The sequence below is a fragment of the Arthrobacter sp. Alg241-R88 genome (assembly GCF_900537115.1).
Taxonomy (GTDB): Bacteria; Actinomycetota; Actinomycetes; order Actinomycetales; family Micrococcaceae; genus Arthrobacter.
In genome coordinates, this window is record NZ_UNRG01000002.1 from 300,985 (window position 1) to 318,511 (window position 17,527).

Annotated in this window: 20 protein-coding genes; 4 read left to right on the top strand and 16 right to left on the bottom strand. The window is 64.7% G+C overall.

Annotated elements, in window-relative coordinates:
* Positions 1-9: 9 nt before the first annotated feature.
* Positions 10-831, bottom strand: coding sequence for an SDR family oxidoreductase (locus tag G6R19_RS06175; RefSeq protein WP_163163362.1), 822 nt, complete (start codon positions 829-831; stop codon positions 10-12).
* A 65-nt stretch (positions 832-896) separates the two neighbouring features.
* Positions 897-1,235 carry a nuclear transport factor 2 family protein gene (locus tag G6R19_RS06180; RefSeq protein ID WP_163163364.1) on the bottom strand — a complete coding sequence of 113 codons (339 nt, stop codon included), beginning with the start codon at positions 1,233-1,235 and terminating at the stop codon, positions 897-899.
* 28 nt (positions 1,236-1,263) lie between these two features.
* Between G6R19_RS06180 and G6R19_RS06185 the strand changes: the two genes are divergently transcribed.
* Positions 1,264-1,479, top strand: a complete 216-nt coding sequence (locus G6R19_RS06185; RefSeq protein WP_163163366.1) for a hypothetical protein — start codon at positions 1,264-1,266, stop codon at positions 1,477-1,479.
* Positions 1,480-1,486: 7 nt separating this feature from the next.
* Here the strand turns inward: G6R19_RS06185 and G6R19_RS06190 are convergent, their stop codons facing one another.
* Entirely contained in the window at positions 1,487-1,798 is a 312-nt protein-coding gene (locus G6R19_RS06190; RefSeq protein WP_163163368.1) for a hypothetical protein, read from the bottom strand.
* Between the two features lie 266 nt (positions 1,799-2,064).
* On the opposite strand from G6R19_RS06190, the gene G6R19_RS06195 reads away from it, so the two are divergent.
* Both G6R19_RS06195 and G6R19_RS06200 read left to right on the top strand, forming a co-directional pair.
* On the top strand, positions 2,065-2,961 hold the full coding sequence (locus G6R19_RS06195) for a helix-turn-helix domain-containing protein (RefSeq protein ID WP_163163370.1): 897 nt from the start codon (positions 2,065-2,067) through the stop codon (positions 2,959-2,961).
* A 142-nt stretch (positions 2,962-3,103) separates the two neighbouring features.
* Complete coding sequence (locus G6R19_RS06200) at positions 3,104-3,706, top strand: hypothetical protein (RefSeq protein WP_240341780.1); 603 nt, start codon at positions 3,104-3,106, stop codon at positions 3,704-3,706.
* Between the two features lie 41 nt (positions 3,707-3,747).
* Here the strand turns inward: G6R19_RS06200 and G6R19_RS06205 are convergent, their stop codons facing one another.
* From G6R19_RS06205 to G6R19_RS06225, 5 genes are read right to left on the bottom strand one after another with little or no spacing between them, the layout of a single operon-like run.
* Positions 3,748-4,785 (bottom strand): alcohol dehydrogenase catalytic domain-containing protein, encoded by a 1,038-nt coding sequence (locus G6R19_RS06205; protein ID WP_163163372.1) that lies wholly within the window; start codon positions 4,783-4,785, stop codon positions 3,748-3,750.
* A 21-nt stretch (positions 4,786-4,806) separates the two neighbouring features.
* Positions 4,807-5,211 (bottom strand): cupin domain-containing protein, encoded by a 405-nt coding sequence (locus tag G6R19_RS06210; RefSeq protein ID WP_163163374.1) that lies wholly within the window; start codon positions 5,209-5,211, stop codon positions 4,807-4,809.
* 32 nt (positions 5,212-5,243) lie between these two features.
* Positions 5,244-5,606, bottom strand: a complete 363-nt coding sequence (locus G6R19_RS06215; protein WP_163163376.1) for a nuclear transport factor 2 family protein — start codon at positions 5,604-5,606, stop codon at positions 5,244-5,246.
* Positions 5,603-6,631, bottom strand: a complete 1,029-nt coding sequence (locus G6R19_RS06220; RefSeq protein WP_163163378.1) for an aldo/keto reductase — start codon at positions 6,629-6,631, stop codon at positions 5,603-5,605. The genes G6R19_RS06215 and G6R19_RS06220 overlap by 4 nt, the downstream gene beginning before the upstream one ends.
* Before the next feature lie 19 nt (positions 6,632-6,650).
* Entirely contained in the window at positions 6,651-7,346 is a 696-nt protein-coding gene (locus tag G6R19_RS06225) for an aldo/keto reductase (RefSeq protein WP_205484275.1), read from the bottom strand.
* Between the two features lie 172 nt (positions 7,347-7,518).
* Here G6R19_RS06225 and G6R19_RS06230 point away from each other — a divergent pair, with 172 nt between their 5' ends.
* Positions 7,519-8,400 (top strand): helix-turn-helix transcriptional regulator, encoded by an 882-nt coding sequence (locus tag G6R19_RS06230; protein ID WP_163163382.1) that lies wholly within the window; start codon positions 7,519-7,521, stop codon positions 8,398-8,400.
* A 120-nt stretch (positions 8,401-8,520) separates the two neighbouring features.
* Here G6R19_RS06230 and G6R19_RS06235 read toward each other — a convergent pair whose 3' ends face one another.
* From G6R19_RS06235 to G6R19_RS06270, 8 genes are all read right to left on the bottom strand, one after another.
* Positions 8,521-9,123 (bottom strand): TetR/AcrR family transcriptional regulator, encoded by a 603-nt coding sequence (locus G6R19_RS06235; protein ID WP_163163384.1) that lies wholly within the window; start codon positions 9,121-9,123, stop codon positions 8,521-8,523.
* Positions 9,124-9,204: 81 nt separating this feature from the next.
* Positions 9,205-10,071, bottom strand: coding sequence for an alpha/beta hydrolase (locus G6R19_RS06240; RefSeq protein ID WP_163163386.1), 867 nt, complete (start codon positions 10,069-10,071; stop codon positions 9,205-9,207).
* Between the two features lie 47 nt (positions 10,072-10,118).
* Positions 10,119-11,117, bottom strand: a complete 999-nt coding sequence (locus tag G6R19_RS06245) for an NADP-dependent oxidoreductase (protein WP_163163388.1) — start codon at positions 11,115-11,117, stop codon at positions 10,119-10,121.
* A 189-nt stretch (positions 11,118-11,306) separates the two neighbouring features.
* A complete protein-coding gene (locus G6R19_RS06250) occupies positions 11,307-12,731 on the bottom strand; it encodes a glycoside hydrolase family 32 protein (protein ID WP_163163390.1) in 1,425 nt (474 codons plus the stop codon).
* Between the two features lie 242 nt (positions 12,732-12,973).
* Positions 12,974-14,530 (bottom strand): glycoside hydrolase family 32 protein, encoded by a 1,557-nt coding sequence (locus tag G6R19_RS06255; RefSeq protein ID WP_163163392.1) that lies wholly within the window; start codon positions 14,528-14,530, stop codon positions 12,974-12,976.
* Positions 14,527-15,621 (bottom strand): ABC transporter ATP-binding protein, encoded by a 1,095-nt coding sequence (locus G6R19_RS06260; protein ID WP_163163394.1) that lies wholly within the window; start codon positions 15,619-15,621, stop codon positions 14,527-14,529. The genes G6R19_RS06255 and G6R19_RS06260 overlap by 4 nt, the downstream gene beginning before the upstream one ends.
* Complete coding sequence (locus tag G6R19_RS06265) at positions 15,618-16,580, bottom strand: ABC transporter ATP-binding protein (protein ID WP_163163396.1); 963 nt, start codon at positions 16,578-16,580, stop codon at positions 15,618-15,620. The genes G6R19_RS06260 and G6R19_RS06265 overlap by 4 nt, the downstream gene beginning before the upstream one ends.
* Positions 16,577-17,515: an ABC transporter permease gene (locus G6R19_RS06270; protein ID WP_163163398.1), complete on the bottom strand. Its 939-nt coding sequence runs from the start codon at positions 17,513-17,515 to the stop codon at positions 16,577-16,579. Before G6R19_RS06270 ends, G6R19_RS06265 begins: the two co-directional genes overlap by 4 nt.
* Positions 17,516-17,527 lie beyond the last annotated feature (12 nt).

The window sequence follows — 17,527 nt, forward strand, 5'->3', positions numbered from 1 at the left end:
GGGATGTTGTTAGAGCTGTCCGGCGCGCATCGCTGCGATGACGCCGCCGTCGATGAGGAGGTCTGAACCGGTGATGAAAGCACCTTCGGGTCCGAGAAGGATCCCGGCGATGGCTGCCAGCTCTGCTGGGGTGCCCATGCGGCCGGCGGCTGAGGTGTTGATCATGTTGCGGTAGCCTTCGGCGAACGGTCCGGACATTTCGTCCTGGGCCAGGGGAGTGGAGATAATTCCCGGGCTGAGGGAGTTGATGCGCGCCCCGCGCGCGCCCCAGGTGGTTGCTGCTGCCTGGACGCGCAGGGCGTTGCCGCGTTTAGCCAATGTGTAGGCGGCGCCTGAATCGCCCACCTTGTTGGCCGCGAGGAACGGCAGGCCAAGAAGCTCGGCCGTGGGGGTGTAAGCAAGCGCGTGTTGGACCTCGCGCGGGTAGCCCTCGCCCATGTGGCCGGCCATGCTGGAGATAACGACGCCGGAACCCCCTTGGGCGATGACCCGGCCGAATTCTTCCAGGACGTAGGCGGTGCCGAGAAGATCAACGTGCAGGACCCGCTCGGTGCTCGCCTGGACAGGGGACACACCGGCTGCAATGACCACGCGGGTGACGTCCCCGGCGGCTGCAGCTGTGTCGGCCAAGGCGGCGACGGCGTTGAGGTCTGAGATGTCCACCTGGCGGGTGGTGACGTCGTAACCTTCGCCGCGCAGCGAGGCGGCGACGGTGTTCATCGTCTCCTCGTTGTAGTCGGCGAGCAGGACGCGCCGGCCGATGCCGGCGATGCGGCCGATCGCTACTCCGATGCTGCCTGAGCCGATGATGACTGCTACTTCTTGTGCCATGGTGTGTTTCCCTTTACGTGGTGTGATTGTCTGTGGTGGGGGGCGGCGCTGAACGGGTTGGACGGTTAGTAGGTGCGGGCCCGGGAGTGCTGGGCTTTCCAGGTACCGCCGTCGCGGACGTAGGTGGTGGTGGACTCCAGCGGCCAGGTGGCGCGCGAGCCGTAGATGGTGGCGTCAACCAGGTTCCGGGTGACCGCCACGGCGGAGTCGCCGTCGATGGTGACGGTGGCGGAGACTTCCTCGAAGCCGTGGTAGCGCATCTGCCCGGACCGGATCTGGTCCAGCCATTCGGCTTTGGTCTGCTCGTAACCGCTGATATGCACGGCCACGAAGTCCGGGGCGAGCAGTTCATCGAGTTCGTCGGTCCGCTGCTCCACGAGCAACCGGCTCCGTTCCCTGTTCACCTAAAGGACTGCTGCTTCATCGGAGTTCGTGGACGGGGTACTTGGCGTCTCATTCATGGGGATGGGACTTTCTGAAATTGTTGCCTGGAACATGGTTGGTTCGTTGGATTCTGCACCGGGCAAGGTGACGGTTGGTGAGCAACTGGCAAGGACCGCGGCCAGGGAGACGCTGGCCAGCAGGGCTCTGCCCGGCTTTGTGATGCGGAATGGCATGATGATCCTTTTTGTTCTTGGCCTTGTGTGAAGCACTTTTAGTAGTAAGCCAGCGAGGCGGCGGAATCGGTGGAGGATCCATCGGCGACTGGATCGGAGGGTCGGGTGGAACGGACGAGGGCGAAAGAGGTTGCTGCGGCAAGAACGAGGGCGCCGGCAGCCGACCAGAAGGCTGTGACATATCCGTGAACGGCGGCCTGATCCGCTGCCGCACTCGTGGCGGTCCGGTTGGTTTCCAGCCAGGCTGCGGTGGCGCCGGCGGCAATGGAGCTCATGAGTGCAGTGCCGACTTGGCGGTCAGCGTCACTGAACGCCAGGTCCAGCTGGGCCTGGGGAAGGGCGATGTTCATGATCGAGGCATCAAAAGATCACCATCAGCTGGGCGATCGAGATGAAGATCAACGCGATCCAGCGCCGTCTCGTGGTCACGTCCGCGGGGTGCGCGGTCAGTGAGTCTGTCATTCAGGGATTCTCCGTAGAAGTCTTGGATGTCGAGGCGCTTTGCCTCTCTTCATCTACAAGTCAACCGTCGCCCCTGTTGCCGAGGTAGTGGCTGGTGTTCCATGTAATGCCAGTACCTCCCACCGGCCCTGTGTTCGCGCGTACCGTGGAAACCGTGACGAACAACAGCGAAGTACGTGAATTCCTCAAATCACGCCGTGCCCGGATCACCCCGGACATGGCAGGGCTGCAGATTTATGGCGGCCTGCGCCGCGTGCCCGGCCTGCGCCGTGAGGAACTCGCCATGCTGGCCGGGATGAGCATCGACTACTACAACCGGCTCGAGCGCGGGAACCTCACTGGCGTCTCCGACAGCATCCTCGAGTCCCTCGCCCGTGCCCTCAAACTCGACGACGCCGAACGCACCTACCTCTTCGACCTCGCCCGCGCGGCAAACCAGAAACGGCCCAGGCAGCGCCGGCGCGGCCCGCAGCAGCTCAGCCCCAGCATCCAGCACCTCCTCGACGGCATGACCGGCATCCCGGCCTTTGTCCAAAACGGCAGGCTCGATGTCCTCGGCATGAACGACCTCGCCCGGGCGCTGTACCACCCCAACGGTGACGAGCCGGAGCAGCCGCAGAACTTCGCCCGCTTCGTCTTCCTCGATCCTGCGTCTCCCGGCCAGGTGGCGGACTGGGAATCAATGGCCCAGGACGTCGTCGCCATCCTCCGGCAGGAAGCCGCACGCAACCCCCACAACCGCGACCTGACCGACCTCATCGGAGAGCTCTCCACCCAAAGCAAGGACTTCCGGACCATGTGGGCCGCGCAAAACGTCCGCCTGCACCGTTCCGGGACCAAGACCTTCCACCACCCCGTGGTCGGCGACTTCGAACTGACTTTCCAGGCACTGCAACTCCCCGGCGACGAAGGCCTCACCCTCATCGCCTACAGCGCCGAACCCGGCACCCCCGGACACGACGCACTCAACCTGCTCGCCACCTGGGCTGCCACTGTCCGCCGCGAGGCCGATCAAAACGCGACAGACGTGCCAACCCGCCGCGGCGCCTGAAGACAGCTGGAGTACCCGGCGCGGCCTGTTCTTCGGTCTTTTCGTACTCGGGGTGCTCGCGGCAGCACTGGGGCTTTTCGGGCCCGGCTTGTTGCTGTTGCGCCCGGAAGCTGGCTCCCTGCTGCTGCGTCCGGAGTGCCTCGTGCAAACCGCTGAAGGGGAGGTTGGTCTCGACCGTGATGAGGCACAGCTTGCAACGACCGCCGTTGCGCTCCGGGCCGGCGGGATGGAGGCTCCGGACACCTCCGGCGTCGATGAGGCGGTATTGCAGCAGTTGGCTGACGGACCATCCGAAGATGCTGGTCCTACCCTGAGCTGTCGAGGCTCAGCGGCGAGTGATCTGCAGGAACAACAGGCAGGCGTTAACGGTCTTACACCCCGCGCCGAGCAGTTGCGCGAAACCATGACCAAAGTGTTCGGCGACCAAAGCCTGGGCGGGTTCGCCCCGGGCGGCATCGACCAGGGACACGGAGCGGACTCAACGCACTACGACGGCAGGGCAATTGACATTTTCTTCCGCCCTGTGACCGAGGAGAACCGGCGTGAGGGATGGATCCTTGCCCACTGGCTCGTCGCCCATGCCGAGGAGCTGGACATCCAATACGTCATCTTCGACGACAGGTTCTGGAGCGTGCACAGCTCCCGGGGGCAATGGCAGAACTACGACGCACCTGAGCCCGGCAACGAAATCCTGCGTCACCTCGACCACGTACACGTGGACGTGCTGGGCGGAAGTCCTAACTGAGGTTTAGCCGGGCTCCGATGCATGCGCAGCTCTAGCCCTCTCTATGGCCGGATGAGGACCTTGAGGGATTCGCGGGAATCCATGGCACGGTAGCCGTCGGGGACGTCCTCGAGACTGATGGTGCGGTCGAAGACCTTGCCCGGGTTGACGGTGCCGTCCAGGACGCCGGGGAGCAGGGTCTCCATGTAGGCGCGGACAGGGGCCGGGCCGCCGGTGAGGGTGATGTTGGGGCCGAACATGGAGCCGAAGCCGATCGGGGCGTCCTCGTACTGCGGCACACCAACGCGGCTGATGACGCCGCCGGGGCGGACGGTGCCGAGCGCCTGGTCGTACGCGGGCCGGTGCCCGACGCATTCGAGCACGGTGTGGGTGCCGTCGCCGCCGGTGAGTTCGCGGACCTTCTCGATCCCGGCCTCGCCCCTTTCAGCCACCACGTCCGTGGCACCGTATTCGATGCCCAAGTCGGTCCGCGCTTTGTGACGGCCCATCAGGATGATCTGCCCGGCGCCCAATTGTTTGGCGGACAGGACCACCATAAGGCCGACTGCCCCGTCACCGATGACGGTGACGGTGGTCCGTTCGTTGACGCCGGCTTTGATGGCGGCGTGGTAGCCAGTGCCGTAAACATCTGACAGCGTGAGCAGCGATGGCAGCAGGTCGCTATCCTCCCCGACTGGCGCCTTCACGAGAGTTCCGTCGGCAAAGGGGACGCGGACGGCCTCGGCCTGTGCGCCGCCTATCCCGCCGGCGGCCCAAAAACCGCCGTGGCGGCACGAGGTCTGGAGCCCTTCCCGGCAGAAGTCGCAGGTCCCGTCGGACCAGGCGAAGGGGGCAATGACGAAGTCTCCCTTTTTCAATGTGGAAACATCCTTGCCGGCCTCCTCGATCACGCCGACGAACTCGTGGCCCATCGGCGAACCCTGGTGGGATTTAGGCATGCTGTGGTACGGATGAAGGTCCGAGCCGCAGACACAGGAACAGACAATCCGCACCAGCGCGTCGGTGGGATCCTGCAGCACAGGATCGGGCACGTTCTCCACCCGCACGTCGCCGGCTCCATACATAAAAGTTGCACGCATCTGACTATCTCTCCTTGTCGGTTATTTACGGCCGTTGTACTCGTCGTCCGTGATGTGCTCGCCCCAGAGGGTCGTTTCGGAAGGGTCTTCGCTGTTTTGGAGCATGGCTATGTGTTCCATGAAGCAGCCGGGGGCGGCGGCGTGCCAGTGTTCCTCTCCGGGTGGGGTGTAGATCGTCTGGCCGGCGTGGACTTCGATGATTTTTCCGTCCCGGGTACCGAAACGACCGACACCTTGGGTGACACGCAGATACTGGCCGTGTTTGTGGGAATGCCAGGCGGTACGTGCTCCGGGTGCGAAGCGGACGGTGGCGACCACCATGGTCTGGTCGGGCTCGTGGGGGAGTGCGATGGGATCCAGCCAGACGTCCCCGGCGAAGTGCATCGCTGGGTTTTTGGTCGTAGGCACTGCAGGTTCGATATGCATGGTTTCCTTACCTGTTGTCTATCGTCGGGGTTTCACCAGGTGGATGCGACTGTGCGGGCGATGACCCAGCCGTCTCCGCGGGGCTCGAACCAGGAGCGCAAACTCAGGCGCCAAGTTGCCCTCGCCCCCCAGATCGTGGCATCGGTCAGGGTGCGGGCGGTCAGCACGGGCACAGAGCTGGCAGTGCTGTGGGTGGCGTCGACCGTTTCCATCCGGTGGTACTGCATCTCACCAGTATCGATGGCCTCCAGCCATTCCGCCTTGGCCTGCACGTATCCGGTCATGTGGGTGAGCGTGAAGTCGCCGGCGAGGAGGGAGCCGAGCTCTGCAAGATCCCCGTCCACCATCGCCTGGCACAGCTCACTGTGGAGCTCCTCACGGTGCGCGTCGCTCATGGTTGCGTCCGTCGTCGTGCCTGTGCCGTGAGTTCATGGGTGCCGTAGCTGTTGTCATCGGGGTTGACTGTCACTCCCGGGGCGACGAGCTGGTCAATGCGGTCCAAAATATCGGTGGAAAGAGTTATATCGGCAGCGGGGAGGTAGGAGTCCAGCTGTTCCATGGTGCGAGGTCCCACGATGGCTGAGGTGACGCCGGGGTGGTTGATGACGAACGCGATGGCCAACTCGATGAGCGTGACCCCAGCGTCTTGGGCCACCTGGGCGAGTTCCTCGACGATGTCGAGCTTGCGCTGGTTGGCCGGCTTGGTCATGTCGAACCGGGCGCTGGGCCGGGCGCTGGAGCTGGGCCTGGATGCGGAGTCCTTCCGCCACCGCCCGGAGAGCCAGCCGCCGGCGAGCGGGCTGTAGGTGAGGGTGCCCATGCCGTGGCGGTGTGCGGTGGGAAGGATGTCCTCTTCGATGCCGCGGACCAGGATGGAGTAGGGCGGCTGCTCGGTGACGAACCGCTCCAGGTTGCGGTCACGTGATGCCCATTGGGCCTCCACGATCTGGGACCCTGAATAGGACGAGGAACCGATGTACCGCACCTTGCCCTGGCGGACCAGGTCGGTGAGGGCGCCCAGGGTCTCCTCCACATCGGTGTCCGGGCTGGGCCGGTGCACCTGGTACAGGTCAATGTAGTCGGTGTTCAGCCGCCGCAACGAGTCCTCCACCGCACGCATGATCCAGCGGCGTGACCCGCCGCGCTGGTTGGGATCGTCCTGGTTCATGGGCATAAAGAACTTGGTGGCGAGGAAGACGTCGTCGCGCCGGCTCCCCAGGGCCTGCCCGACGATCTCCTCGGATACACCGCCCGAGTAGACGTCCGCGGTGTCGATGAAGTTGATTCCCGCGTCGAGTGCGCGGTGGATAATCCGGGTGGCGTCGGCGCGGTCATCGTTGCCCCAGGGGCCGAACATCATGGCACCGAGGCATAGAGGGCTGACCCGCACACCGGTGCGGCCAAGGGGACGGTATTCCATGCTGATCTTCTCTCTCGTCCTAGGCTTCGGGGATGACCTTGGCGAAGCGCTCCGGCCGCACCTCGTCGGGGTCGGGTCCGTTGCGCTCGCCGGTGTCGAGCGCGTCGATGGCCGCGAGCTCGGCTGCCGAAAGTTCGAAGTCGAACACGTCGAAGTTCCCGGCGATCCGTGCCGGGTTGGTTGACTTCGGGATGGCTGAGCGGCCCTGCTGCAGGTGCCAGCGCAGCATGACCTGCGTCGGGGTCTTGCCGTAGGAATGCGCGACGGCGGCAATCGCCGGGTCCTGCATGACGTTCCGGCGGTCCTCGCCTCCCCAGCCGGGATAGAAAGTGATGCCGCCGATCGGCGACCACGCGTTGTACGCGGCGATGGTTTTCTCGAACCGGTCAGGGGCAGGCTGGTGGAGGATGAGCAGGTCCAGGTAGTCCACGCCGAGCTTTCCGACAGCCTTCTCCCAGGCGTGCAGCGTCTCGTCGTAGCCGTAGTCGCTGACCCACACCTTCGTCTCGATAAACACCTCGGCACGGTCCAGGCCTGAGGTGCGGATGCCTTCGCCCACCTCCCGCTCGTTGCCGTACGCGGCGGCGGTGTCAAGGTGCCGGTAGCCGGCGGCGAGCGCGGACTGTACGGCCGCCGTCGTCTGTTCCGGTGCGCTTTGGAAAACGCCCAGGCCGAGGGCGGGCATCGTGACGCCGTTGTTGAGGGTAAGTTCCATAACCATGCCTTTCACGGTATTGGGATGTGTGCGGTGGTGGGAGGGCACGTTACTACCCCCTTCGTTCCGTTTGTTCAATGCAACCGTGATGTCTTAGGGGCCGGGAGTCACGGCCGTTCCGGGTAACGCCAGTCCCTCCCTCGTTCCATCGGCCGCGCGTAGCGTGGAAGCCATGACACAAAGCGACGACGTGCGGAAGTTCCTGACCTCCCGCCGCGCCAGGCTCACCCCAGAGGAAGCCGGGCTGCCCGCGTACGGCGGCAACCGGCGCGTCACCGGGCTGCGCCGGGAGGAAGTGGCCATGCTCGCCGGGATGAGCATCGACTACTACATCCGGCTCGAGCGGGGGAATCTTTCCGGCGCCTCGGACAGCGTCCTGGAAGCGTTGGCCCGCGCCCTGGAGCTTGACGACGCCGAGACGGCCCACCTTTTCGACCTTGCCCGCGCCGCCACCGCCGCACCGCGGGTGAGGCGCAAGCGCAGCCCGCAGACGGTGCGGGCCAGCGTCCAGCGCGTCGTCGAAGCAATTACGACGGCGCCCGCCTGGGTCCGCAACGACCGCGGCGACGTCCTCGCGGCCAACGAACTCGGCCGAGCCCTGTACCTGGAGATGATGGCCGACGGCGGCACTCCGCCCAACAGCGCCCGGTTCACGTTCCTGAACCCGAAGGCGCGGGAATTCTTTGCCGATTGGGAACGCGCCGCGGACGACGTCGTCGCGGTCCTGCGCTCCACGGCAGGGAAAAACCCATACGACAAAGACCTCACGGACCTGATCGGAGAGCTCTCCACCCGCAGCGAGGAATTCCGCACTCGGTGGGCGCGGCACGACGTGAAGCACCACCGCACCGGCCGCAAGCGGCTCCACCACCCCATCGTGGGCGACCTCGACCTCACCTACGAAGCCCTTGAGCTCCCCGCGGACCCGGGACTGCGTATCAACGTCTACACGGCAGAGCCGGGATCCCCCTCAGAGGACGCGCTGAAAGTCCTGGCCAGCTGGGCCGCCACCCAGCGAGAAACAACAAAGGCCGCGGTCAAGGAGACGAAATGAACCACGGTCCGTCGACCTGGACCCTGAAACTTGGGCCGGCCTTCGCTGCCGGAATCCGGCCAGCACCGCCCTGACATCCTGTGCCTCAACACCGGGGTCAGCGTCATCGTGACACGGACGTTAGCGGGACACCAGCAGGCTGATTTGGGCGCGTATGTCCTGCACTATCGCCTCGGTATCTGAGGAGGCGTTCACGGTGGCTGCCATGCTAAGGAACATGATGGCAGAGACGATGTGTGCGGTTGTCGCGGCATGATCGGCACTGCCAAGTTCACCCCGGCCCAGGACGGCGGCGATGGCCTCCTCGGTCTGCGCGACGATGGAAAGGGCTTCACCGTGGTGGGGCTCGGTCGGGTCGCCGAAGACCATCTCACGCAGGTAGGTGCGCCCGTTGTCGACCTGCACGCGGTTGCACTCCACGATCGGACGCACGATGGCCATCACTGCGTCCAGTGAATCCGCAATGGTCTCCGCATTAGCCCGGCCCCGCTCCAGCGCTTCGGCATAGTGGGTGTTCTGCACGAGCAGGAGGAGTTCTCCCTTGGTCTTTGCGTAGAGGAACAGGGTTCCGGTGCCGATGTCGGCCTTATCGGCGATTTGCTGGGTTGTGACATCCTCCACCCCGTGTTCCGCAAACAGCTCACTGGCCGCGGCAGTGATGCGGTCCAGCTTCTGCTGCTTGTTCCGCTCGCGTCGTCCGAGCGGCTGGGATGCGACGGGCATAAAAATTCCTCTGGCAACGTAACCGACTGGGCTCGGGAAAAATTATAGTGGCCGTCTGCTGCCTCCTTCTCTGTGTGCAGGTCAGTTGGCGAGGAATTCGACGGCGGCAGGGGCGAACGTCGTGTGGTGCTGAAAGATGCCGCCGTGGCCGGAGTCGGGGTAGATGATCAGTTCGGATCCCTTGATGCGCCGGTGCAGGTCGTCGGAGAGGGCCGACGGCACCATGCGGTCGTTATCGCCGTTGACGATTAGGGTGGGGTGCGTGAGCGTGGACAGGTCCGACGGGGCGGAGCGGCCGAACTCCTGGATCGCCTTCAGTTGCGTCTGGAATGCACGGGTGCTGATCTGCTGGTCACGGTTAGCAGTGCGCTCTTGGAGGCGCTCGATGAACGCTTTCGCTGCTGGTTTGCCGGCGGTGTTGCGTTTGAAGAACAGGAACTCCTTGGGATCGGACCTTGTCAGGGTTGCGCGGAGGATGTCCAGGTAGGTGGTGCGGACCACCTTGTCGATGTCCTTTCCGCCCCGCGGGCCGGTTCCGGTGAGCACGAGTTTGCGGACAAGGTCGGGATGCTTGAGGGCCAGGTCCTGGGCGATCATGCCGCCCAAGGAGAAGGAGAAAACATCGATTTTGTCGAACCCGAGGGCGTTGATGAAGGTGTAGGCGTCGTCGGCCATTGCCTCAATGCTGTGCGGGACCTGCCCGGTGGAAGCGCCGACGCCGGGCTGGTCGAAGGTGATGACGTGGCGGTTCTTCGCAATGGGGTCGATGATGCGGGGATCCCAGTTATCCAAGGTGGCGGCGAGGTGCACGAAGAAGACGACGGGGATGCCGCCCTTGGGTCCCAGCTCGCGATAGGCGAAGTTGGTGTCGCCGGCGGTGAGGGCTTTGGTAGGTGCTTTCGCATAGGAGGTAACGAGGGATTCATGCGGGGTGCCGGTGGTGTCCATGGCGGTTCTTCTCCTGCGCGTGGTTTATAGGGTGTTAGGGGTGCGGTTCAGTGGGTCAGGGCGACAACTGCTTTTCCGCGGATGCCGCCCGCGGCCAGGGACTGAAGCGCCTCGGGGGTCTGGTCGAAGCTGAAGACCCTTCCTACGGTGGGGCGCAGCACGCCGTCGTCGACCAGGGCGCTGATCCGGCGCAGTTGGTCCCCGCTCGCGCGCATGAAAAGGAACTCATAGCTGACGCCGAGCTTTCTCGCCTGCCGCCGAATCTTGCTGCTGAGGAGAGCGATTGCCAGGCGGAGCACGGGATTCAGCCCGGCTTTGCGGGCGAACGCCAGATCCGGCGGGCCGGAAATCCCAATCGCCTTGCCGCCGGGCTTGAGGATGCGCAGTGACTTCTCGAGGTTCTCCCCGCCAAGGCTGTCGAGCACGAGGTCGTACCCGCTGAGGAGATGCTCAAAGTCCTGGCTGCGGTAGTCGATCACGATGTCCGCCCCAAGGTCGCGCACGAAGCCGGCGTTGGAACTGCTCGCGGTGGTTGCAACAGTCGCGCCGAGGTGCTTGGCGAGCTGGATGGCAATCGAGCCGACCCCGCCGGCGCCGGCGTGGATGAGAACCTTGTGCCCGGGAAGCACGTTGCCCTGCTCGACGAGGGCCTGCCATGCGGTCAGCGCCACCAGCGGCAGCGAGCCCGCTTCCTCCATGCTGGCCGATGCCGGCTTCAGCGCCAGGTCTTCCTCGGCGACGGCGATACGCTCGGCGAAGGTGCCGATGCGGTCCTTGTCCGGGCGGCCGTAGACCTCATCACCAGGCTTGAACCCACGCACCTTTGCCCCGACGTGAAGGACGGTGCCGGCGACGTCGTTGCCGAGGATCAGCTGGAGTTTGTAGGGCAGGATTTGCTTGAACTCGCCCAGCCGGATCTTCTCGTCCAGCTGGTTCAGGCCTGCCGCCTGCACCTGTACGAGCACATCGCGGTCCCCGACGATCGGCTCGGGGACGCTTGCCTCGCGCAGCGGCTCCCTGTACTTCGTGACGACGAACGCTCGCATGCCTTGATGCTCCTTCTGAGGGTGGTGAATAGCAGGGACTGTTGAAGCCCTATCTATGATCATAATCAATTCTGACTGCACTCAGATATTGTCAAGGGGAGGCATGATGGTTGCGAGTAGGGGAGATGGCGCAGGCATGTTTTAAGCGGTCCTGGTCAGAATGCCCTGCCAGGACAGTTGGGGCTTGGACTAATGCGTTGCCTCGATTTCGTTAATGGTCAGCTTCCGGAAAGTGGCGGCTCCTTCGTGGGCGTAAAGGCGGATTCCGGTGTCGCCTTCAAGCGGGAATATTCGGTGTGAGTGCACCACCCGGCCGTCTCCGACAAACACCTCCACGCTCGTGCGGTCCACAAGGATGCGGAGGGTGAGCCGTCCCGTCGAGGGGTCAATCGGCGTCTGGGTTTCGCCGCCGGTTGGGTTGATGGTGGGACGCCTGTTCAGGTAGACGAAGGGACCCCGCAGGAATGCGCCGGCGGCGACGTGCCTTCCGCCGCCCGGTGCGCGGCACACTTCAAGACCCACGTTCGCAGGTGGGGAAGTTGGGTCCCATACGAGCTCGCAGGTGAGGTCGTAAGCGGATGCGCGGACTTCGAGGTCCAGGGTGCCCCTTACAACTACGTCACCCATGAGATGGGTGCGCTTCACATGGTTTTGCAGCGCCGACGTGGGGGCGGAGACGAGGTGGTACACACCGTTTGTGTGTTTGAGGCGGATGTCGCGGACGATCATGTCATCGCCGTTGTAGCCGTCTGTTTCGAGGGTCGGCGTGTTGTGGGGGTAGTCCCAGAAGTTTGCCCACCCGATTGCCCGCCGGAGGGTCTCGTCTTCCGCACCTGAGGCGTCGTGATGTGGATATGTGACGGCGCCGTAAAAGTCATAGCCATAGTCGAGCCATTCGGGCTCGGGGTGATCAGGGGTGAACGATGTGCCGTCGAAGGCACCCGTCCAGTACGCATAGGTGGCGGGCAGGCCGCGGCCCTTGCCGTTGGCGCTCGTGCCGAGGATCCAATGTGAGGTGCCGTCATCAGCGGTCATCCGGAAGATATCAGGGCACTCGAGCAGCCCGAGGTCGGTCCGCACGAACTCGCCGACGCGCCGCCAGGACCGCAGGTCCTCCGATGTGTAGAAGCCGAGCTTCTGCCCCTCGGCGTTCGCCATGAACCACTGCCCGCGGTCAGCGTCCCAGATGACTTTGGGATCGCGGAAGTCATGGACTCCGGGGTTCGGCAGCACCGGGGCCGAGCCGGCGGCCTGGAACGAGCGCCCCCGGTCGGTTGAATACCAAAGATACTGGGCCTGCCGGCCTTCGGGCGCCTGCGTCACGAGCGCTAGCACCGTCCCCTCGCCGTAGCCGGCGGTGTTCCGCTCATCGACCACAAGGCATCCTGACCAGCAGTCACCGTTGCCGTTACTGAACTTGGAGATCGCGACCCCGCGGTCGGTGAACGCCACGTGATCCGTGGTCGTCGCGCGGCGCCATGACGTGCCTCCGCCGCCCTGCAGGTAGTCGGCGTTGTACAGGTAGTAGTAGTGGTATTCCCCGTCTATGTAGATGGGGCGCTGCGGGTCGTTCTTCCAGTTGTCCGGCACGCTGAAGTGGTAGGCGGGGCGCATTCGGCGTGATCCTTTTGACAGTGAGCCTTTTGATCCGGGATTGGGTGTCCTGGCCGGTGCGGCTGCGGCGGGTTCGGCGAACGCTGCTGAGAGTGCGAGCGATCCGCTGAGTGCCGCCGCCCCGCTTCCGGAAAGGAGTGAGCGGCGAGAGACCGTGGGTGAATCTTCCATGGGCTCCTTGTTGTTTTTGGGCAGCCTGGATGCTGCTGTGTCAGTGGGTTTTGATGTACTGCCCCGCGGGTTCAGGGGAAGAGGGGCCGCGCACCCTCATGGATGTTGGCCATGGTCCAGGCGTCGAGGGAGAGTACCTGGACCGTGCCTTCGGCGGCAATGCTGATACGTTCCCCGCCCAGCGTGGGGTAAACGCGGGCTGTGAGCGGCATTCCGTTGGCAAAAATCTCGACGGCGGACCGGTCCAGGATGACACGCAGATGCACCCGACCGTCGGACATGGGAACGGGTCCGGACTTGTCTTCCACATCAACGGTTGGATCCAGGCTGCTTCGCGTGCGGTCCAGGCGGAGCATGCCGTTGTTGGTGCCGTCAGCCGCCCTGCGCACCTCGATGATCGTTTCCTCGGTGGGGCCGGCGGACGTGCCCGTGTTCGTGGAGCGCAGTACGCCCAGTCGCAGCAGGGCGCCCGGGTCGAGCTGGAGGTCCAGTTCGAGGTCGAGTTGGTTGCCGGACATGCCGGTCCCCAAGGGCACCAAGTCGTCGGCCAACACCTGTGCGGCCAAACCGGCGTGGTGGCGGCGCAGCTTTTTGAGTTCCGGTAGGGGCGCGAAGCGGAGAGTCCCGTCCTCCGCCGCCGTGACGATTCGCGGCAGGCTCATGACACCCGACCAGCCGGCTTCCACCATCGCCGCGTCACTGCGGCCTTCCTGCATCCAGCCGAACATGACACGCCGGCCGGACTCGTCCTGGAACGATTGCGGCGCGTAGAAGAAGCGGCCTCCGTAGTCGAGGCGGTGCAGTGCCGCGGGCTCGAAGGTATCCCCGGCATACCGGCCGGTCCAGTACAGCGGGTGTCGGGTGTCGCCGTCGTCCCAGGCGGAGAAGACCAGCACATCCGGCGACCCGTCGGAAGGTGCAGATCCCAGCGAACCCTTCCCCGCCCGGAACAGGTCCACGCATTCCCACATGGTTCCGGTCCAGTCATTATCCGCAGGATCGCCGTGCGAGGCATCGCCGATGAACAGCGGCCCGATGTAGTCCCATCGCCGCAGGTCTGAGGACTCGTACAAAAACGAAGTGCCGCCGCGCTGGCGGATGCCTGAACCCACCAACTGCCGCCACTTCGTCCCTTCACGCCAGACGCAGTGATCGCGGTACGCCGTGATGTCCACGCCAGCCGGCGGTGCTGCGATCACGGGGTTTCCGGGGTCCTTCGTCCAGCTCAAAAGGTCCGGGGATCCTACGGCGACGCAGGGCAGTTCCTTGCCCTCGAACCGCCCCGAATACACCAGGGTGGGCGTGCCGCCGTCGTTCACCAATACGCCGGACCAGCAGCCCTCGGCGTCGGGTCCTGCGGACGGTTCCAAGGCAACAGGCTGGTCCGTCCAGGTGACGAGGTCGGTGCTGGTGGCATGACCCCACTGGATGCGGTGGTGGAAAGCGCCCTCCGGGTTGTACTGGTAGAAGAGGTGGTACGTGCCGTTCCATTGGCTGACGCCGTTGGGATCATTGAGCCAACCGGCCGGTGACACGAAATGGAAGCGTGGCCGGAGCGGGTCGGCTTCGGCCCTGGCAACCAACTCATCCTGGGGAACGGTGGCGAGCGGGTGGGTCAGTTCAGTCATGCTGAGGCCTTTTCTTGGGCGTTCGACGCCGGGAGGTCGGGTTGGGCCGGTTCGCCCGCCAGGGCATGGCCGTCGTTACCAGCCCACGGCCGGTAGAGGTGGCAGCGCACCCAATGCCGGTTGTTGGGGTCTCCCACCTGATGGCGAACGGGTTCTTCGGACGAACACGCCTGGTTCGGGTCGCCGTCGTAAGCGCAGGTCGTCGAAGCCATCACCGCCTGCCGCAGTTCGGCACGGCGGACGGGATCGTACGAGCCTGCCCGGGCCGGGTCCGGGACAGCCGAAACCAGGAGCTGCGTGTAGGGGTGCGCGGGGTTTGCCAGCAGGTCCAGGGACTCGCCTTCCTCAACGAGTTCCCCGGCGAACATTACGGCCGTGCGGTCCGCCAGGTAGCGGGCGGAGGCGAGGTCGTGGGTGATGTAGAGCATGGAGATCCCCTGCTCGTCGCGGAGCTTGCGCATCAGGTTCAGCACGCCGATGCGGACGGAAACATCCAGCATGGAGGTGGGTTCGTCGGCCAGGATGACTTGTGGTTCAACGGCGAGGGCCCGGGCAATCGCAACACGCTGGCGCTGACCGCCGGAGAGCTCGTGCGGATACGAGTTCAGCATGTCAGCCTGCAGGCCAACAGTGGTCACGAGGTCTTCGAGCCGCCGCCGGGTCTCCTCCTCGGAGCCGCCGCCCTTGCCGTGGATTGCCAACGAACGCCGCAGGAAGTGCTCAATCCTGTGGGCGGGGTTCAGGGAACCGAAAGGGTCCTGGAAGACCATCTGCAGCTGGGACCGGAACGCACGTGACGCCTGGATACGGTCGCGTTTGAGGATGTCGACGCCGTCAATCAGGATTGCGCCGGAGCTCGGCTTCTCGAGCCGGGCAACACAGCGGGCCAGGGTGCTCTTGCCGGAACCGGATTCCCCCACAAGCGCCACGATTTCGCCGCGGCCGATGGTCAGGTCCACACCGTGCAGGGCGCGGACCGACCTGCGGGAGAACAGCCCCCCGATGGGGAACGACTTGCCGAGGCCGCGGATTTCAAGGGCGGGGGTGCTGGTGGTGGAACCAGCCGCGGGGGACGTCAGAGAGTGGCTCATCGTGCGGCTCCTGCCAGGTTTGCGGAATCGATCACTGCAGCGTCGGCACCAAACGGGGCCACAAAATGGCCGGGAGCTGCCTCGCTGAGATCCGGGATGTTCCGGAACTTCACGCCGTCGGGCAGGCCTGTGAGCGGAACACGCGGGCCGGTGAGTGGCGGGAACGCGCCCATCAGCGCCTGGGTGTAGGGGTGACGTGGGTTGGCGTAGACGTCCTGGGCCTTCGCGGTTTCCACGATCCTGCCGCCGTACATCACGGCCATGCGGTGGGAAAGCTCCACCATGAGTGACATGTCGTGCGTGATGAACAGGACGGAGAAGCCGAGCTCGCGCTGGAGATCCTTGATCTGCGCCATGATCTCCTGCTGCACCACCACATCCAGAGCGGTGGTGGGTTCATCGAGGATCAACAGGGACGGCTTGAGCGCCACGGCCATCGCTATGACAGCCCGTTGACGCATGCCGCCCGAGAGCTGGTGCGGGTAGGACTTGAGGCGCGCGGGATCAATCCTTACGAGTTCCAGCAGCTCAGCAGCGCGGCGCAGGGATTCCTTGCGCGAGTAGCCGGCGTGCGTGGTGAAAATATCCACGATCTGTTCGCCGATGGTCAGCACGGGATTGAGCGAGTTCATGGCTGACTGGAAGACCATGGCCACGTCCTGCCAGCGGAAACGCCGCAGTTCCTCCGGGCTCATGGCCAGGACGTCCTTGCCGCCAAAGGAAATGCTGCCCCCTGCGATCTTCGCGGGATCCTTCAGGAGCCGCATGATCGAATTGGCGATGGTTGACTTCCCGCAGCCGGACTCTCCCGCGAGGCCGAACACCTCGCCGGTGCCGATGCTGAAGGAAACGCGGTCGACGGCGGTGGTGGAGCGGGTGTCGCCAATGTATTTGACGGTGAGGTCCTTGACGTCCAGGACGGGTTCGTGGGAGCCGAAGGACACTTGGGAGATGGTCATTTGGAGGTGCTCCTTTCGGTATCTTTCGGGGTTTTGATCTTCCGCAGCCGCGGGTTGGTGACCTCGTCCACTGCATAGTTGATGAGGGCAAGGGCGAAGGCGACCAGTGCGATGCAGACGCCCGAGGGCACGAACACCCACCAGCTGCCCGTCAGCAGGGCGCCTTCATTGCCTGCCCAGAAGAGGTTGTTGCCCCACGAGACCGTGCTGGCATCGCCCAGGCCCAGGAACTCCAGGCCCGCCTGGGCGCCTATGCCGTAGATCACGCATGCCAGCAGGGTGCCCATGACGATCGAGGCCATGTTGGGCAGGATTTCGCGGAACATGATCCGGCCCGCCCGTTCGCCGGACACTACGGCCGCGGCCACAAAGTCCTTGGAACGGATGGATAGCGCCTGTGAGCGCAGGACGCGTGCTGAGCCTGCCCAGCCTGTAACCACGAGGACAAGAATTACAGTGCCCAGCCCCGGAGGCAGGAACGCGGCCAGGATGACCAGCAGCGGCAGGCCGGGCAGGAGCAGGAAGACGTTGGTCACCAGGGAGAGTGCTTCGTCGATGAACTTGCCGAAGTACGCCGAGGCAAGTCCCACCAGGATGCCGATGAACGTGGATGCGAAACCAACGGTGAGCCCCACGAACAGCGAACTCCGGGAACCGTGGACCGTCAGCGCGAGAACGTCCTGTCCCTTGGCTGTAGTTCCCAGCCAGTGCTCGGCTGATGGTTCCAGGGAGGCCATGGCAGTGATCCGCGACGGATCGCCGGGGAAGAGCACCGGTGCCAGCAGGGCCAGTGCGATGAAGACGAGCATCACGGCCATGCCTGCCAGGGCCTTTTTGTTGGTGATGATGCCGTGGACGAAGCTGCGGTTGGGCTTGCGGGCAGCCGGGGTTTTGCCGGCCGTTGTGCCGGATTGCTGCAGGATTGCGGTTGTCATGGTCGTTTTCCC

What these genes read in the sequence shown, in the direction of transcription:
- G6R19_RS06175 (WP_163163362.1), bottom strand. Translation starts at nt 831, where the DNA reads ATGGCACAAGAAGTAGCAGTCATCATCGGCTCAGGCAGCATCGGAGTA.
- G6R19_RS06190 (WP_163163368.1), bottom strand. Translation starts at nt 1,798, where the DNA reads ATGAACATCGCCCTTCCCCAGGCCCAGCTGGACCTGGCGTTCAGTGAC.
- G6R19_RS06205 (WP_163163372.1), bottom strand. Translation starts at nt 4,785, where the DNA reads ATGCGTGCAACTTTTATGTATGGAGCCGGCGACGTGCGGGTGGAGAAC.
- G6R19_RS06210 (WP_163163374.1), bottom strand. Translation starts at nt 5,211, where the DNA reads ATGCATATCGAACCTGCAGTGCCTACGACCAAAAACCCAGCGATGCAC.
- G6R19_RS06215 (WP_163163376.1), bottom strand. Translation starts at nt 5,606, where the DNA reads ATGAGCGACGCGCACCGTGAGGAGCTCCACAGTGAGCTGTGCCAGGCG.
- G6R19_RS06220 (WP_163163378.1), bottom strand. Translation starts at nt 6,631, where the DNA reads ATGGAATACCGTCCCCTTGGCCGCACCGGTGTGCGGGTCAGCCCTCTA.
- G6R19_RS06225 (WP_205484275.1), bottom strand. Translation starts at nt 7,346, where the DNA reads ATGGAACTTACCCTCAACAACGGCGTCACGATGCCCGCCCTCGGCCTG.
- G6R19_RS06230 (WP_163163382.1), top strand. Translation starts at nt 7,519, where the DNA reads ATGACACAAAGCGACGACGTGCGGAAGTTCCTGACCTCCCGCCGCGCC.
- G6R19_RS06235 (WP_163163384.1), bottom strand. Translation starts at nt 9,123, where the DNA reads ATGCCCGTCGCATCCCAGCCGCTCGGACGACGCGAGCGGAACAAGCAG.
- G6R19_RS06240 (WP_163163386.1), bottom strand. Translation starts at nt 10,071, where the DNA reads ATGGACACCACCGGCACCCCGCATGAATCCCTCGTTACCTCCTATGCG.
- G6R19_RS06245 (WP_163163388.1), bottom strand. Translation starts at nt 11,117, where the DNA reads ATGCGAGCGTTCGTCGTCACGAAGTACAGGGAGCCGCTGCGCGAGGCA.
- G6R19_RS06250 (WP_163163390.1), bottom strand. Translation starts at nt 12,731, where the DNA reads ATGCGCCCCGCCTACCACTTCAGCGTGCCGGACAACTGGAAGAACGAC.
- G6R19_RS06255 (WP_163163392.1), bottom strand. Translation starts at nt 14,530, where the DNA reads ATGACTGAACTGACCCACCCGCTCGCCACCGTTCCCCAGGATGAGTTG.
- G6R19_RS06260 (WP_163163394.1), bottom strand. Translation starts at nt 15,621, where the DNA reads ATGAGCCACTCTCTGACGTCCCCCGCGGCTGGTTCCACCACCAGCACC.
- G6R19_RS06265 (WP_163163396.1), bottom strand. Translation starts at nt 16,580, where the DNA reads ATGACCATCTCCCAAGTGTCCTTCGGCTCCCACGAACCCGTCCTGGAC.
- G6R19_RS06270 (WP_163163398.1), bottom strand. Translation starts at nt 17,515, where the DNA reads ATGACAACCGCAATCCTGCAGCAATCCGGCACAACGGCCGGCAAAACC.